Here is a 15,234-nt window from a genome sequence, read left to right as displayed (position 1 = left end):
TTTTAGTTATTTAGGAGATTTTAGTGTCTAAATTTTGGACAGTATTCATTTGTCTATTCACTCTCATTTCTTGTGGGGTAAAGAAGAACTCTAGAAGTGAGTCCGATCTTGGTACTGCTTATATAGAAGCAAGTCTAAGCTCAAGAACTTGTAATGAAGAGCAGAGAGAGAAAATTGAGGGAAGAATTATTGCCCTAGAGGAATATCTGTCTAGACTTTCAATCTCTAGCAATATGATAACGAAATTTGATAAGAGTTCTGAAAGTGGAAATTCAAGTCTTATTAGTCCTCTTATTTTGAGTGAAAAGAGTATGACTGGGGAGCTTGATGAATTAGAGGAGTTTCGAGATTCAAATCAAGAGCTAACTCTCTCAACTAATGACTATCAACTTTATTCTCAACGAATAAAGAAGCTGAGAATTAACTTCGATCGTTGGTCATTCCACCAATGTCACTTAACATCATTAATTGATAATAGCGCCCAAGAGTTGAATGACTTCATTGAGCTAGAAGCATCATTTTGTACAGAGGACTGCTTTGTCAAAGAGAGACTTTCAAAGACTCTTACTGCTGAAGAAAAGAGAGAGAAAACAGTTAATATTTGCTCACTTTTTCAAAGGCGAAATTATTGTAAAGTTCACTACGATATTGCCACTATTTTTGATGGTGAAGATGAATTTATAAAAGAAAATTTAAAGAGTGCAAAAGTTTTTTTTCAAAAGAATATTTTTGGAATGAGTGAAGGTCCATTGAATATAGAGTGTCAGAAAAATGAAAAATATGAAATTACCATTCCAATATATTCAGACCAAGCTAGTGCGGAAGTCATCAATGCTATTTCTCAGTATTGGAAAAGAGATGATATTGAACTTAAGTTTGTAAACTCTGTAGACGGTGTAAGGGTTGTAAATATAAGTAGTGGGCCATCTCGTGTGGCCATCAATGAATTACAGACAATCTATCTAAATTCTAATGTCGTGGGAATGGAGAGAGTTAAAACCATTGCTCACGAATTTGGTCACTCTCTAGGCTTTAAAGACTGCTATGTTGAGTATTATGATTCTAGGTCACAAGAGCTTATTTACTATGAATTAGAAAGAGACGAGGGGAACCTTATGTGCTCTTTAGAATACGGGCATAAGATTCCAGATAAATACTTAGATAAAATTATCAGCCAATATTGTCATTAAATTACTTGAGGGCTCCAAGGTACTTGGCCACTGTCGCACGAGCGGCGATAAAGTGTTTATGCTCTAGAAGTAATGCCGTTGCAATAATTCTTATTTCTTCGCTCTCTAGTTCTTCAACATTTCCATCTGCGGCAGAAACTTGAAAGAGAGACTCTAGAATATGCAACTTATCATCGTTGTCGAGTAAGTCATTAAGTGCAGTACAGTACTTTCTTGGTTCAATGCCAGATAGCTCTTTAACTTCATCAAGAGCTGAGGTTGCAACAAAGTCAGCTTCTTCCTCACTGAGGTTCATCCACTTACTTAGAGCGCCTTTTATAGCGTCTTTTTCTTTTGGGGAAATATCAAAGTCAACATAGGCTATACGTGCGCATAGACCAGCTAAGCACGATATGAGAATCCTTTTTGATTCAGGATAATTGGGAAATTGCTCTTGGACTTTAGATTGAAGCACAGACTTAGGCTTAGCTTCTTCTTTTGCTATAAATATGTCCCAAAAACTCATAGTTACGACCTTTTTGTTTAAATTTTTATCAATTCAGCTTTGTTTAGTTGAAAAGAGTATTCAATAAAAGGATAATAATAATAGATACTAAAGGCAAATGAGAGTTAAATATGTCTAATTACGAAAAAAAATATAACCTTGACGACTACAGATTCAATCCCATCTTAAGTGAAGAGGATGAGTATGGCGAAGGAGGTGTCGCCACCATAAAGAAAATCAAGGTGAAAAAACCGAGAAAGTATAAGGTACTCATTCATAATGATGACTATACCACGATGGAGTTTGTCATTTATATTCTGCAAAAAGTTTTTGCAAAGAACTTAGAAGAGGCCCAAGCAATTATGCTTAAAGTGCACAATGAAGGAATAGGAGTGTGTGGGGTTTATAGCTATGAGATTGCAGAAACCAAGTCAGAGAAAGTCAATCAAGAAGCCAAGGAGAATGGACATCCCTTAAAATGTACCATTGAGCCCGAGGCCTAAGAGGTTTTTATGATGTCAAAGAAACTAGAAGAAATTATAAATCAAGCCATTCAGATCGCGAATGAGAAGAAGCATGAATATCTCACACTGGAGACAGTTCTTATCTCTATGCTAGATGACGATCAGGTTATAGAAGTTTTAAATGACCTAGGCGCAGATGTTGATCAAATACAAACTGATCTCGTAGAGTTTCTAAATGATAAAGATAATTTTAGTATTCTCACAGACGAACAAGTTCAAAATTTAAGTGAACAACAATTTGTCGATGAAGAGCTAAGAAAGCTCGCTAGTGAGAATGGAATTAAGTATCAACCAGAGATTTCTCTATCCCTACAAAGAGTTATTCAAAGGGCCGCGATTCATGTTCAGTCCTCTGGTAAAAGACACATTATGGGAATCAATATTTTGGTTTCTATGTTTCAAGAAAAAGAAAGCTTCGCTCTGTACTCTATTCAAAAGCACGGTATCGAAAGATTTGATGTCGTTAGATATATTGCTCATGGAGCAGATGAACCTGCAAATAGTGATGAAGAGTTTATTAGTGACTCAGAGCTTGAGGGTGGAATAACTCCTAGTAGAATTAATAAAGAGAAGAAAGAGAATGCAGCACTTAATGAGTTCTGTGTGAACCTAAATTCTTTAGCAAAGAAAAATAAAATAGATCCTCTCATTGGAAGAGAAGATGAACTAGAGAGAATAGTTGAAATACTATGTCGTAGAAGAAAGAATAACCCTCTTCTCGTTGGAGAAGCCGGAGTAGGTAAAACTGCAATCGTAGAAGGATTGGCAAAAAGTATAGTAGAGGGAAATGTTCCTGAAGTTTTAGAAGGCACAACAATTTTTAGTCTTGATATGGCCGCACTACTTGCTGGAGCAAAATTTAGAGGGGATTTTGAAAAGAGACTAAAGAACGTTTTAAAAGATTTAGACACTATTCAAGATAAAGGAGAGAAAGCAATCCTCTTTATCGATGAGATTCATACCGTCATGGGAGCTGGGGCAACGAATGGAGGAAGTATGGATGCTTCTAATCTTTTAAAGCCAGCTCTATCTTCTGGAAGAGTACGCTGTGTGGGAAGTACCACTCACGATGAATTCAGAAAATTTATTGAAAAAGATCATGCTTTTAGTCGCAGGTTTCAAAAAATTGATGTGGATGAGCCATCACTAGATGATACTTATCAAATCCTAAAGGGATTAAAGCCTAAGTTTGAAGAGCATCACGGTGTTAAATATTCAAATGCTGTTCTTAGAGCGGCAGTCGATCTTTCAGATAAGTTTCTGGGAGATAGAAAGAACCCAGATAAATCGATTGATGTTGTAGATGAAGTTGGAGCAAGAGTGCACTTACTTCCAAAGAATAAGAGAAAGAAGAATATCTCTAAAAAAGATGTTGAGGCGATCATTTCTAAGCTCGCTAAAATTCCTGAGATTAGTGTGACAGGAAGCGATAAGGATCGCTTAAAGAATTTAAAGTCTAATCTTCATCTCGTAATCTATGGTCAAGATGAAGCAGTAGAGAAGGTAAGTGATGCCATAATTCTTTCAAGATCAGGGTTAGGGCATGAGAATAAGCCAATGGCGAACTTTCTCTTTGCCGGTCCAACTGGTGTTGGGAAAACAGAGCTTGCTAGACAATTGGCCCATAATTTAGGTTCCCACTTAGAGCGTTTTGATATGTCGGAGTATATGGAAAAACACTCTGTGGCTAAACTTATAGGGGCTCCTCCTGGTTATGTTGGTTATGATAATGGAGGTCTACTTACAGATGCTGTAAAAAAGAATCCACATTGTATTCTTCTTTTAGATGAAATTGAAAAGGCCCATCCTGATATTTATAATATTCTTTTACAGGTAATGGATCATGGTTCATTAACAGACTCTCAAGGTAGAACCACTGATTTTAGAAATACAGTGATTATCATGACAACTAATGCTGGGGCAAAGCAAATGGATGCGGGCTCAATTGGTCTTGGGCAAGCTAAATTTGAAGGCAATACAGCAAAGAGAGATCAGACCTTAAAGAATTTCTTTAGCCCTGAATTTAGAAATAGATTAGATGGAATTATTCACTTCAATAAGCTTGGTAGTGAATTCATTGTGAAGATCGTTGATAAGTTCTTACTTGATTTAGAAACGAGATTAGCAGCAAAGAATGTTGAGATAGAAGTTACGCAAAAAGCAAAACTTTGGTTGGCCGATACGGGTTATGATCCAAAAATGGGTGCTAGACCGATTGGAAGAATTATTGATCAACAAATTAAAAAGCCTCTATCCAATGAAGTTCTCTTTGGGGAATTGGCCAAAGGTGGAAAGGTTATTGTTGACTATGATGGCGAGGAAATTACTTTTAAATACGAGTAATTTCTAGGGCACTGATGCTTTAATTTGAGGTTTTTTATATTTAAATACTTAGCTTAATAAATGGAAATTATTCATTGGAATAATGATATTATGTTAAGCTAAGTAGATGAAAATTTATCTATATCCACTTGTTACTCTTATTTTAATTATAAAGACTTCACTAGTATATTCATCTAGCTTAGAAGACTTATCCTCTGAACAATTAAGTGATTTCTACAATGATTTCATTGAGCGATCATGCTCTGATGAAGATTGCTTAAATTTAAAAAAGAGAAAGTTTGAAGCTTGTTCAGATAAGGCCTGTATGGGGAGTTTTGTTGAATTTGAAGAACTTAGTGCATGGAAGTGTTCTAAGTCAAAAAACTTTTCAGGATGTATTGGGCAAATTACCTTTAGATCGGCCATGTGTTCAGATCTTGATTGTATAAGAGATATTAGTGAAGAAATTAAGAAAGAGATTAGTCCAACTGAATTAAAGAAAGGAAGAATTAAAAATATTAGAAAGTATTCTAAAATAATAAATACAAATGGCGTTAAAAAAACATATCCAAAAAGCACATCATCTGGAGTGAGTGTCGCAAGAGTTTCAGCACCAAAGAGCATAACAACTTCTGCAAGCAGCTCAGTAACTTCATTAGACAAAGTTGATACACAAAAAGAAATGATGAACCTCTCTCAAAAGGCAAATGAAGATAAGTGTCAGAGTAAGGAATGCTTGATGGAGATGGAGAGAGTTTATGCTAAGTTGAGTCCTGCTGATAAGGTTAGTATTGAAAACATTGTTCAGGATGAAAGGTTTGCTCATATTCCATCTAAGATCGTAAGGATATATTTAACTGATGGTCCCTTCTCTCCCGCAATGATTCAGCACTTTAAATCAAACTCATCAGAATTAAGTTTATCTAAATATAATTATAGAAAAGATTATTTTAATTGTAGTCGTTACAGGGAAGTGGATTGCTCATATGCAAAAGAGAATGATCAGTGGATATCAGCTATTAGGAATTACTTTAATGATAGAGATGCTGGATTTGCACTTGCGGAGAGTATTTATAAATTAAAGTATACAACTCCTCACCAAATACTCTGTAATATAGGTTTTAATAAACTTCCAAAAGGAAGAACTCCATTTAAAGAGCAAGTTATTGGAGTTCAAAAAGATAGTTACTATTTTGAGAGCTTTAATCCATATCCATTTAGCGCTGCAACGAAACTAGAGTGTCTCGAAAGAATGACAAAGTTTGAGCAGGCCTATAAGGCACGTTTGGTTGAACTTGGTAATTATCCAGCAAGGAAGTCTTTTGGTTTTGAAGAATTAGGTCGAGGAGGACAACTTCCACCTCCTATCTTGGAGTATATAAGAGGGGAGTGTCACTCCATTATATATACTCCATCGAGTGATCGTAGAAATCCAAACTTAAAGGATTTACAAAGCTCAAATAAGAGAGTTTTTAAGAGCAAGAGCTATAAGAGTAAAACCAGAAATGAATGCCGCTTTATGGCCAATAGAGATATATATGAATTGGATCCGAGTAAATGGCAAGAGTATATCTTCTACTTAGGAAATGTTCCCTTCACTAGAATGTCTTCGAAGGCCCTTCCTCATAGACTAACTATTTCTAAATTTGCCAAGTATCCACAGCCGTATGATATTTCAGCTCCAAAATGTGAAATATCTTATGAGAGAAGTGGGCATAAGAGATCTGTAAGAGAGTTTGATTTACCTTCGGGTGCAAGAGATTGCTTAGATGTCTGTAAAGAGCAGAGAGCTAAGCTTGGGAAGAAGAAGCTCTCTAATTTCAAATGTCGAGAGTTACCGAATATGATAGCTAATCCAATGTTTGGATTTAAGAGTTTAATCTACTCAGAAGAAGAGAAAACATACTTAAATTGTTCTTACTTTAACTATCATTGGTCAAGAAAACCTATAAGAGAGTTTATTGTTGAAAGTGAGGAAGATTGTTTATCAATTGGAATGAATAGTAAAAAAGGTGGGGCGAAGGCATATGCTGATCATTATGGATTTCGCCTTAAGAAAGATGAACTCTATGATATTGAAGTAAGGGTCAATAATAAAACACTTCTTCGATTTAGCTCTAATCCTCAATGTACGATGGGAAATTTATCAAGAATTGGTGGTAGAACTTCAAAATATATAGGTACAAAAAAGGTTAATGTTAAGAATGAAAGAGAATGTCTAGATCAATGTATGAAATTTAAGAATGATGTCTCTTTAAGTACTACAAAATCTCCAAATTTCGTCTCTTGTGAGTTGGGAAGAAGAGCTTATAACCCAATAATGTTAAACTTTAAAAGTGCTAAAACTATAGATCCATTTATTGCTGTTAGTGAGAGTGATAGAGGGAGAGAAGAGCATTATTTTAATGAATCATTTAAAGAAGTTTGGCATGGATATCCATATATTAGTGATCTCGCTTCTTCTGATGAATAAAAATCTTTAAGTTCATGAGATTTTCTGCATAATTTTGATAGAAAAAGTTAAAAATATGCCAACTATATGTGCTTATTAGTGCTCTTTAGGGGCATATTTTGCGCATTTTCTCTTGGTGAGAGTAGATATTTTCTAAAAAAAAATCACCTCTTAAAAATGTAATCTGAAATTTAGAAAAACATGAAATTTCTATTGAAAATTAGTAATGAACAAAAAAACGAAACGTGAAACACTAATGTTCATCGTGTGTTTCACTAGTGATGTATTTTTTTGTAAAGTAATTCTAAATTAAAACCGAAATCAGTTTATAAACTGTTTAAATTTTTTTTTAACAGATTCATAATAAAAGCGTACTTTTTTATTTGCGTTAAAATAAAATTATGTTTATTCTGAATCTATAAGTGTTAAAAAGCCAGGAGGATGTCAATGGCAGTAAAAAAGAAAGCTACTAAAAAAGTAGCTAAGAAGGCCACAAAAAAGACAGCTGCAAAGAAAGTTGCTAAGAAAACAGCTAAGAAAGCAACTAAGAAAAAAGCAGCTAAGAAAGTAGCTAAGAAAGCAACAAAGAAAAAAGTTGCTAAGAAAGCGACTAAGAAAGTAGCAAAGAAAGCAACTAAGAAGAAAGTTGCAAAGAAAGCTACAAAGAAGAAAGTAGCTAAGAAAGCAACTAAGAAGAAAGTTGCTAAGAAAGCGACTAAGAAGAAAGTAGCTAAGAAAGCAACAAAGAAAAAAGTTGCTAAAAAAGCGACTAAGAAAGTAGCAAAGAAAGCAACTAAGAAGACAGCTGCTAAGAAAGCTACAAAGAAAACAGCAGCTAAGAAAACAACTGCTAAAAAGGCGACTAAGAAAGTAGCTGCTAAGAAAGCAACTAAGAAAGCGCCAGCTAAGAAAAAGTAATTTGTAATATTCAAATACTTAAAGAGGGGCCGCTTTTGAAGTGGCCCTTTTTTTATCCTTAAAGACTTTCCCTATATTTTCAAATATTTACCCTTCGATGTGATTTTGCTTTTGGTGAAATTGCCTGTGCTATTAGCAGTCAGAAATGAAGAATTTTTGAAATGGTATTTCGAAATATCAATGACTTGAGATAGGTAATTATGACATTTTCTAAAATGAATATTTACTTTCAAACGTGTTATTGGTAACTTGCGCCAAATTTAAAACTTAATCAGCAGGCTTAACAACTGTGTAGGAAATTGAGGTAGATCTCTACTGTAGATTCCCTAATTGATTCGGAGATTACTTATGGATACAACTGAAAACCCAACGGGTTTAGGTTTACGTACGACAGATGGACCAAGAGAAGAGTGGTTCACAGATGAAGTGTCTGGTCAGCGTTTGGTAAAAATGGGGGAAGTTGTATTTCCACCAAGAAAAGTTTGGATGAAAACCTATGGTTGTCAGATGAATTACCACGACACTGATAGGATAATGTCACATTTAAAGAGTCTAAACTTCACACAAACTGAAGAAGTAGAAGATGCAGATCTTGTTCTCTTTAATACTTGTGCGGTAAGAGATCTTGCTAATAATAAATTCTATTCTCACTTAGGTAATTTAAAACATCAAAAGGCCATCAAGAAAGATAATCTAGTTGTTGGTGTTGGTGGTTGTGTTGCGCAGACTGAAGGGAAGGAGTTAATTAAGAAGTATAGACATCTCGATTTCGCCTTTGGCCCCGATACAATCGATTCAATTAACGACATGGTTTATAGAACTTATGCAGGAGACTCTAAGTTCTTTATTAATAGTTGGGATAGGTCTGAGAATTTTTCAATTGAGACAAAAATTTCTCACGGAACACCTCAAGCTTTCGTCAATATTATTAAGGGATGTAATAAGTATTGTACGTACTGTATTGTTCCTTATACTCGTGGAAAAGAGCGATCAAGAAAAGTTGCCGAAGTAGTAGAGGATATTAGAAGACTAGTTAAGTACCAAGGGATTCAAGAAGTAACTCTTCTTGGACAAAACGTGAATTCCTATGGAAAAGAAAATGGTGAATCACTCGCTCAGCTTATTTTAGAGCTTGAGAATCTAGAGGGACTTGAGATTATCAGATATACGACAAGTCATCCTTACGATATTTCAGATGAGTTGATCATGACTCATGGAGTTTCTAAGAAATTATCTAAGCATTTACACCTTCCAATTCAGTCTGGTTCAAATACTGTTTTAAAGAGAATGAATAGAGAGTACACGGTTGAACATTACCTTGATCGAGTGAATAAGCTAAGAGAAGTGCAACCGGAGATTATTATATCTACGGATATTATTGCTGGATTTGTTAATGAAACAAATGAAGAGCATGAGGCGACATTGAAGTTATTAGATGACGCTAGATTTGATTTTATTTACTCATATGCTTACTCAAAGAGAAATAAGACAAGAGCTGCTCGTATGGAAGATCATCTTACTGATGATATTAGAGGCGCAAGACTCAGAGAGATTCAGGCCCATCAATTAAAGCTTCAAGCTGAAATCAGAAAAGAGATGGAAGGTAAGAGCTTTAGAATTCTAGTTGAAGGAAAGAATACTTTTAAAGGTGAAACGAAGTGGAAGGGGAGAACAAATTGTAATCGCATTGTTCACTTTCTTCCTAGAGATCCTGAAGAAAATCTTCAATGGAATTGGGTTGATGTTAAGGTTATCGAAACCACAGCTCTTTCATGTCAGGGAGAACTCCTTGATGTTATAGGGAAGAGGATTCCTACAATTCAATAATTTTAGATAGATAGCTGGTGGTGGCGTGCAAATAGTGCCACCACAGGCAATTGCCCGTAGAAAATAGTAGAATTAAAGTGAATGAGGTATCCTTATGCGCTTTAAAATTTCAGTTATTTCTTTAATATTCCTTCTTTCACTTAATTCACATGCTCTTATTGAGCTTGGTATGGACTTTAGTTACGACAAAGATGTTTTCGGAACAAATCGTGATAGCAAGAATACATCGCGAACTTGGTCAGGGTCTATTGCGACTTATCTTTGGGAATACACCGCTCTTGAATTGAATTATATGGAAAATAGTGACAAGACTGTGATTAATGAATCTGTAACCTACACTGATTTAGATATTACAGTTTTGGGGCAACAGACAAATATAGAAACAAAGTCTTATGGAGTTGGTCTTAGGCAGTCTTTTGCATCGAGAAAATCTCTAATACAACCCTCAATTAGTTTGGGTTATGCGAGAACATTTAAAGAGTCGCAAACGAATTATACAATCCGAAGTGATATTTCTGGCAACAGCTTCACCTCTGTCTCTCCAATGAAGAAGGAGAGGCAAGATTCTATGTTTGGTACATTTAGTTTGAAGTTTAGATTAACTAAGAGATTGAGTCTTCGCGGTTCTGTTCAGACTTATATAAGGGCCTTTGAGTGGAATAGTGCTAAGGATGATCTAAGGTACACCGCTGGGTTTACGTGGCTACTTTAAGATTAAGTTTAACTCTCACTATTATTCTCTCTCTTTGCTCATGTGCAAAACTTGGCTATCTCGTTGAACAGGGAACTGGTCAGGTTAAATTGCTAACGAGTGCGAAGAAGAATGAAGATGTCCTAAATGATGTTCGTATATCCAAAAAAGATAAGGATAAAATAAGAAAAATTGAAACTTATAAGAAGTATTTCTACGAATATTGGCAAAGAGATGAAACGAGTATCTACTCTAAGACAACTATTCTTCATGATCCGGCCGTCACTTATCTTGTAATCTCCTCAGATTTTAATAAAATTGAAGCACGCAAGGAGTGCTTTCCTATAATGGGCTGCTTTCCATATCTTGGATTTTTTAAAAAGTCTTCGGCCAAAGACTATGCTGAAGATTTGGAGAAAAAAGGTTTAGTGACTTACACAAGGCCTGTCTATGCTTATTCTACTCTTGGCTATTTTACAGATACAATACTCTCATCATTCTTTTACTTTGATGACTTTGAATTAGCTGAGCTTATTTTTCACGAACTCTTTCATACTGTCTTCTTTGTCAAAGATGAGGTTGAACTAAACGAGAATTTAGCAAATTACTTTGGAAAGCAAATGGCCATTGAATATTTCAAAGATGATTTAAGGCTTGGAAAGCGAATTGAAGAGGAAAAAGTATTTAATCAGCAAATGCGACAAGAGTTAGTGAAGCTTGCTAGAGAGTTAGATCAAAAACTTCGAAATGCTAAACACACATCAAAAGAGATGGCCTCTAAAGTTGTTCATGAATTTAGAGAAAGTAAGATACTTCCTAAGGTTAGAAGTATTTGTAAGAAGCACTCTGTCGAAGAGGGGAAGTGCTATTACTTAAATCGCAAATGGAATCAAGCTTCACTCGCTGCATTTATGACCTATGAAAATAAAGGGGATCAATTATTGGCCCTACGAAACCGAATATCAGGTGACCTAAAAGATTTTTTTAACTATATTGAAGAGGAATTCAAAAGGTTTGAAGAATCTAACCAAGATGAGAGCTTTACAAAATGGCTCTTTGGGAAAAGTAGGTCGGAAAATGAAAAAGCACATATTATTAATTGATCCCCTTGAAAAACTCGTCATAAAGAAAGACTCAACTCTTATGTTTGCCCTAACATTGCAAAAGAGAGGAATCGAAACTTATCTTATTTTTGAAGAAGACTTCTTCGTATCAAATGGAGATGCTCCTAAACTCAAGGTACATAGTTTTGAAGGAAGCTTTGAAGATGATAATTGCTATTTAAAAGATTTTAAGCTCACAGAGTCTCTGGACTATCAGATTGATAAAAATACATTAATGCATATGAGATTAGATCCTCCTTTTGATGGAAGATATCTAAGATTCCTATGGATGCTTCGTTATTATAAGTCATTAGGTGTAGAAGTTTTAAATGATCCTGATGGTGTTTTACTCTTTAATGAAAAGCTTTATGCATACGAACAAGAATCTAGCCTTAAAACGTACGTAGGAAGCTCTAAGGAAGGTTTTTTAGGGTTTGCTCAGGAAATAATGGCAGAAGGCCATAGAGAGCTAATTCTGAAGCCCTTAGACCTTTATCAAGGAATTGGAGTACAGAAGATATCTCTTGATGATGATTATGCTGCTATTTTTGAAGATAAGGTTAAGCAATATCAAGGCCCTGTTGTAGCACAACCATTTGCGAAAGTTGTTGAGCAAGGAGAAGTGAGAAGCTTCTACTTTAAGGGGAAGGAGCTAGGCTCTATTTTAAAAGTTCCTAAGAAGGGTGAGTACTTGGCCAATATTGCTCAGGGGGCGAGTTATTCACGTTACGACTTAAATGAAAATCAAAGAAGAGAGTGCGAAAAGATTTGTAATGAACTTGCTGGTTATGGAGTTCATTGGATTGCATTTGATATCTTAGGAGATTCAATTTCTGAAGTAAATATTACTTGTCCAGGACTGGTTGTAGAGGTTTCTAGTGCATATAAAAGAAACCTCTGTGAAGATATTATTGATCTACTCTAGTATCTTCCACCAGGGAGTCTCTTTGTTCCATCAGTGGATACTTCCATTTGAAAACCAACGCATTGAGAATCCCAAACTCCGTCATATGGACAAGTATATTCGTAACCTGATCCGTAGCCAGACTTCTGGTTTTCAATACAGCTGCCATCCCATGAAACATACTTTACCTCTATAACTAGTGGATCATTTGTATTAGTTGGAATGTCAAATTCTTTTACCAGCGACCATTTATTTACTTCCACATTTTGAAAATAGTGATTATAAAGACAATTTCCACCTTGTCTTCTTACACAAACGTCAATATTTAACTTGGTATATTTCATAGCAACTTGCGAGCATGTTATTCCGTTAGAATCCACAGAGTTTTGCGGGATATCGTAATGAGGAATAGCTTGAAGTCGCATTTCAAACCTAGAGTCGGTCACTAGAATTTGTCTATTTTCTTCAGGCATATTTATATCTCTATTAGAAGACCAAAAAATTCCATTAGGTGGTGGATTTCTATCTGGGTGATTTCTACCATGAACAATTATTGCTCTGACTCCACCACCAGATGTTGTCGGGATACTATAATAATCAGGTAGGTCTGTATCATCTACGTATCCATCATCATCACCGTCACCACCACTTTCATCTGGAAGTAGGATTGTAGACTGTGTTGTAGATGTATCAGAACTACTTTTCTTATTACTCTTTTGCTCAACACAAGCCGTGAGCATGAGTGAAGCGATAATGAGTGCGATAAATTTTAAGTTATTCCATTTCATAATTTGCCCTTATAGCTATTCCTTAGTTTTATCGACTTAAAGTTAATAAAACTTTAGTTTTTATGTTGAGTAGTTTCGTTTGATATTTAAAGTGTTGAAATAATAGAGGATTAGGCTATTGCACTCCTAAAGAGGCAAGAGTAAAATATTATTGATGAGCGAACACTTAGAACAATTCTTTAAAATTAAATCCAATGAACTTTATCCTTTTGCATATAGCTTATTGCCGGATGATTTACAGGCAGGACAGCTAGTGCTCGATGCTATTGATCTTATCTTAGTGGATAGAGATTTCTCATCGAAGTTTCCAGAATACTTTGAGTCTGAAGATGAGTTAAGAAGGGATTTAGGAGTATTGTCCACAACTCTCTATTCACATATCTATAGATTGGCCAAGAGAAGAGTAGGGCAGTTGAGTGGAAGTTTTACAATACCAAGAAACTTTGGACCATTTTATAGAACGCCTATTGAGTCGAGAGGGGTGATCTTCTTAAGAGAGAAGCTCTCATTTTCATGGGAGAGAATTTCTGAAATCACTGGTAAGAGTAGAATTGAGGCCATTGAGAAATATCATTTAGGTGTAAATTCAGTATATGAATATCTTGGAAAACCAACAGAGGTAAATTGATTACATGGACGTGGTAAGTAAAGAGGAATATGGATGTCCTCATTCTCATAAAGCTTCATTAATTTTAGAAAATGGAGAACTCGCGGGAGAGTTTCTTTCGAGACACTTTGAAAGTTGTGAAGTCTGCAATCTAAAGTTGAAGAAATTAAAGAGTGATAGAAAGCTCTTTTTAAAACAGATTCCATTTGTGACGGCTCCTGTTGAAGTTAAAGATATTTTTGAAGCTGAATCTAGAGAGATGACTTTAAAAGTGAAGAAGAGAGTTGTTTCGCTTAAAAGAAAGAAAATGGGTGAAACAAGTGAGAAGGCAATGGTCTTTTTCGCAGATTTGAAAGAGGCACTACTTAGTAAGCCTGTCGTTATTAGTATTTGCTTAGTTTCCACAGTGTGGAGTTATTTAAAAATTTTTAATTAATATATAGAGAATAATAAATCGTAAAATTTCCATCTTTACCCAGAAGGTCTTTTGGAGGATTGGGAATAGATCTCATAGCATCAAGTGTTGTTTCAAATAAGTCGTGCACACTATCACTATTAGAAGACTTTAATATTTTTACGGAAAGAATATGTCCATTCTTATCGAATTGAACTCTCGCATTGAGCCTATGTCTTTGAGAAGAGAGGTCATTCCTTAAGTTAGGGTTTGCCGTCAGGTTATTGTAATAAGTCTTAAGAAAAGAATTGAGGTAAGTCTCGTATGTCCTTTTTTGAAAACTATAGAAGATTTTCTCTACACTATTGAGCTCATCCTCTGGAATTCCCTCTGGTGGATCAAATTGAACATTGAAGCCTTTATTACTAAGAGCGCTGGCAAAGCTTGGATTTGCTGCTAGTTGCTTGAGAACATCGCCCTGTAATTGTTGCTGTTGTTTGTGGAGTCTTTGTTTTAAAGGGGCCTTCGCCTCGAACTTAAACCTTGAGTCATCACTTTTGTACTTAGTCATTCCCTGAGTTGGAGCAGGTGAGGGAGCCGTCTGCTCTTTTGAAATAGAACCAAGCTGACTTAGGTCTAGAGACTGAGAAGAACTTGAGCTTTGAGTTTTATTAGAGCTTTTCTTAGAAGGAGACTTTGTTGGAACAGAGAAGGTTTTCTTATTACCATTTTTTACTCCAACAGTTCTAAAGGACTTCACCTTTATAACAGGTCTTCCATTAATAAGTTGAGCACTTGAGTCGGGAACTGAAGGTTTGATATTGAAAAGTAGTGAGGTGAGGGCCATTAAAATAATATTAATAAGGATGGATAGAACTAGTGAAGTTCCATAATTGTCCATTTGAATTTTAGCCCAAGAATTCATATTAATAATGTATACCAGATAACAAGTGTTTAGATAGGGATTATTAATTTATCGAGGCATTTTTCACCACTGCTTGACTGGCCAATCTCTAATTGCAAAAATAGT

At 35.3% G+C, this 15,234-nt stretch carries 14 protein-coding genes; 11 read left to right on the top strand and 3 right to left on the bottom strand.

Features of this window, described 5'->3' with window-relative positions:
- Positions 1 to 23 precede the first annotated feature (23 nt).
- Positions 24 to 1,190: a hypothetical protein gene (locus tag BMS_RS12715; RefSeq protein ID WP_014245226.1), complete on the top strand. Its 1,167-nt coding sequence runs from the start codon at positions 24 to 26 to the stop codon at positions 1,188 to 1,190.
- A gap of 1 nt (position 1,191) precedes the next feature.
- Here BMS_RS12715 and BMS_RS12710 read toward each other — a convergent pair whose 3' ends face one another.
- Complete coding sequence (locus BMS_RS12710; RefSeq protein WP_014245225.1) at positions 1,192 to 1,695, bottom strand: tellurite resistance TerB family protein; 504 nt, start codon at positions 1,693 to 1,695, stop codon at positions 1,192 to 1,194.
- Between the two features lie 110 nt (positions 1,696 to 1,805).
- On the opposite strand from BMS_RS12710, the gene clpS reads away from it, so the two are divergent.
- From clpS to BMS_RS12670, 8 genes are all read left to right on the top strand, one after another.
- Positions 1,806 to 2,177, top strand: a complete 372-nt coding sequence (gene clpS / locus BMS_RS12705; RefSeq protein ID WP_014245224.1) for an ATP-dependent Clp protease adapter ClpS — start codon at positions 1,806 to 1,808, stop codon at positions 2,175 to 2,177.
- Between the two features lie 9 nt (positions 2,178 to 2,186).
- Positions 2,187 to 4,541, top strand: a complete 2,355-nt coding sequence (gene clpA, locus BMS_RS12700; protein ID WP_014245223.1) for an ATP-dependent Clp protease ATP-binding subunit ClpA — start codon at positions 2,187 to 2,189, stop codon at positions 4,539 to 4,541.
- Positions 4,542 to 4,647: 106 nt separating this feature from the next.
- Positions 4,648 to 6,993, top strand: a complete 2,346-nt coding sequence (locus tag BMS_RS12695; RefSeq protein WP_014245222.1) for a hypothetical protein — start codon at positions 4,648 to 4,650, stop codon at positions 6,991 to 6,993.
- A 426-nt stretch (positions 6,994 to 7,419) separates the two neighbouring features.
- Entirely contained in the window at positions 7,420 to 7,890 is a 471-nt protein-coding gene (locus tag BMS_RS17520) for a histidine biosynthesis protein HisIE (protein ID WP_173390327.1), read from the top strand.
- 348 nt (positions 7,891 to 8,238) lie between these two features.
- On the top strand, positions 8,239 to 9,717 hold the full coding sequence (gene miaB, locus BMS_RS12685; protein ID WP_014245220.1) for a tRNA (N6-isopentenyl adenosine(37)-C2)-methylthiotransferase MiaB: 1,479 nt from the start codon (positions 8,239 to 8,241) through the stop codon (positions 9,715 to 9,717).
- Positions 9,718 to 9,811: 94 nt separating this feature from the next.
- Entirely contained in the window at positions 9,812 to 10,429 is a 618-nt protein-coding gene (locus BMS_RS12680) for an autotransporter domain-containing protein (RefSeq protein WP_014245219.1), read from the top strand.
- Positions 10,417 to 11,511, top strand: a complete 1,095-nt coding sequence (locus BMS_RS17100; protein ID WP_014245218.1) for an aminopeptidase — start codon at positions 10,417 to 10,419, stop codon at positions 11,509 to 11,511. Before BMS_RS12680 ends, BMS_RS17100 begins: the two co-directional genes overlap by 13 nt.
- The gene (locus tag BMS_RS12670; protein WP_014245217.1) at positions 11,486 to 12,436 is read left to right on the top strand and encodes an ATP-grasp domain-containing protein; all 951 of its coding nucleotides are present in this window, start codon (positions 11,486 to 11,488) and stop codon (positions 12,434 to 12,436) included. Before BMS_RS17100 ends, BMS_RS12670 begins: the two co-directional genes overlap by 26 nt.
- Here BMS_RS12670 and BMS_RS12665 read toward each other — a convergent pair.
- Positions 12,433 to 13,203 carry a hypothetical protein gene (locus BMS_RS12665; RefSeq protein WP_014245216.1) on the bottom strand — a complete coding sequence of 257 codons (771 nt, stop codon included), beginning with the start codon at positions 13,201 to 13,203 and terminating at the stop codon, positions 12,433 to 12,435. The two genes, BMS_RS12670 and BMS_RS12665, sit on opposite strands and share 4 nt — an antisense overlap.
- Positions 13,204 to 13,357: 154 nt before the next feature.
- Between BMS_RS12665 and BMS_RS12660 the strand changes: the two genes are divergently transcribed.
- Together BMS_RS12660 and BMS_RS12655 are read left to right on the top strand one after the other, a co-directional pair.
- Positions 13,358 to 13,831, top strand: a complete 474-nt coding sequence (locus BMS_RS12660) for a hypothetical protein (protein ID WP_044557598.1) — start codon at positions 13,358 to 13,360, stop codon at positions 13,829 to 13,831.
- Between the two features lie 4 nt (positions 13,832 to 13,835).
- Entirely contained in the window at positions 13,836 to 14,246 is a 411-nt protein-coding gene (locus BMS_RS12655; protein WP_014245214.1) for a hypothetical protein, read from the top strand.
- On the opposite strand, the gene BMS_RS12650 is transcribed toward BMS_RS12655, so the two are convergent.
- Entirely contained in the window at positions 14,239 to 15,129 is an 891-nt protein-coding gene (locus tag BMS_RS12650; RefSeq protein WP_014245213.1) for a TonB C-terminal domain-containing protein, read from the bottom strand. The two genes, BMS_RS12655 and BMS_RS12650, sit on opposite strands and share 8 nt — an antisense overlap.
- Positions 15,130 to 15,234 lie beyond the last annotated feature (105 nt).

The organism is Halobacteriovorax marinus SJ (assembly GCF_000210915.2).
In the GTDB taxonomy this organism is placed as follows: domain Bacteria; phylum Bdellovibrionota; class Bacteriovoracia; order Bacteriovoracales; family Bacteriovoracaceae; genus Halobacteriovorax; species Halobacteriovorax marinus.
The sequence above is the reverse complement of the archived record's forward strand: the minus strand, read 5'-3'. Positions and strand labels throughout refer to the sequence as shown.

Bases quoted from the DNA above. Each gene is read 5' to 3' on its own strand.
- BMS_RS12710 (WP_014245225.1), bottom strand. From the start codon at position 1,695: ATGAGTTTTTGGGACATATTTATAGCAAAAGAAGAAGCTAAGCCTAAG.
- clpS (WP_014245224.1), top strand. From the start codon at position 1,806: ATGTCTAATTACGAAAAAAAATATAACCTTGACGACTACAGATTCAAT.
- clpA (WP_014245223.1), top strand. From the start codon at position 2,187: ATGATGTCAAAGAAACTAGAAGAAATTATAAATCAAGCCATTCAGATC.
- BMS_RS12695 (WP_014245222.1), top strand. From the start codon at position 4,648: ATGAAAATTTATCTATATCCACTTGTTACTCTTATTTTAATTATAAAG.
- BMS_RS17520 (WP_173390327.1), top strand. From the start codon at position 7,420: ATGGCAGTAAAAAAGAAAGCTACTAAAAAAGTAGCTAAGAAGGCCACA.
- miaB (WP_014245220.1), top strand. From the start codon at position 8,239: ATGGATACAACTGAAAACCCAACGGGTTTAGGTTTACGTACGACAGAT.
- BMS_RS12680 (WP_014245219.1), top strand. From the start codon at position 9,812: ATGCGCTTTAAAATTTCAGTTATTTCTTTAATATTCCTTCTTTCACTT.
- BMS_RS12670 (WP_014245217.1), top strand. From the start codon at position 11,486: ATGAAAAAGCACATATTATTAATTGATCCCCTTGAAAAACTCGTCATA.
- BMS_RS12665 (WP_014245216.1), bottom strand. From the start codon at position 13,203: ATGAAATGGAATAACTTAAAATTTATCGCACTCATTATCGCTTCACTC.
- BMS_RS12660 (WP_044557598.1), top strand. From the start codon at position 13,358: ATGAGCGAACACTTAGAACAATTCTTTAAAATTAAATCCAATGAACTT.
- BMS_RS12655 (WP_014245214.1), top strand. From the start codon at position 13,836: ATGGACGTGGTAAGTAAAGAGGAATATGGATGTCCTCATTCTCATAAA.
- BMS_RS12650 (WP_014245213.1), bottom strand. From the start codon at position 15,129: ATGAATTCTTGGGCTAAAATTCAAATGGACAATTATGGAACTTCACTA.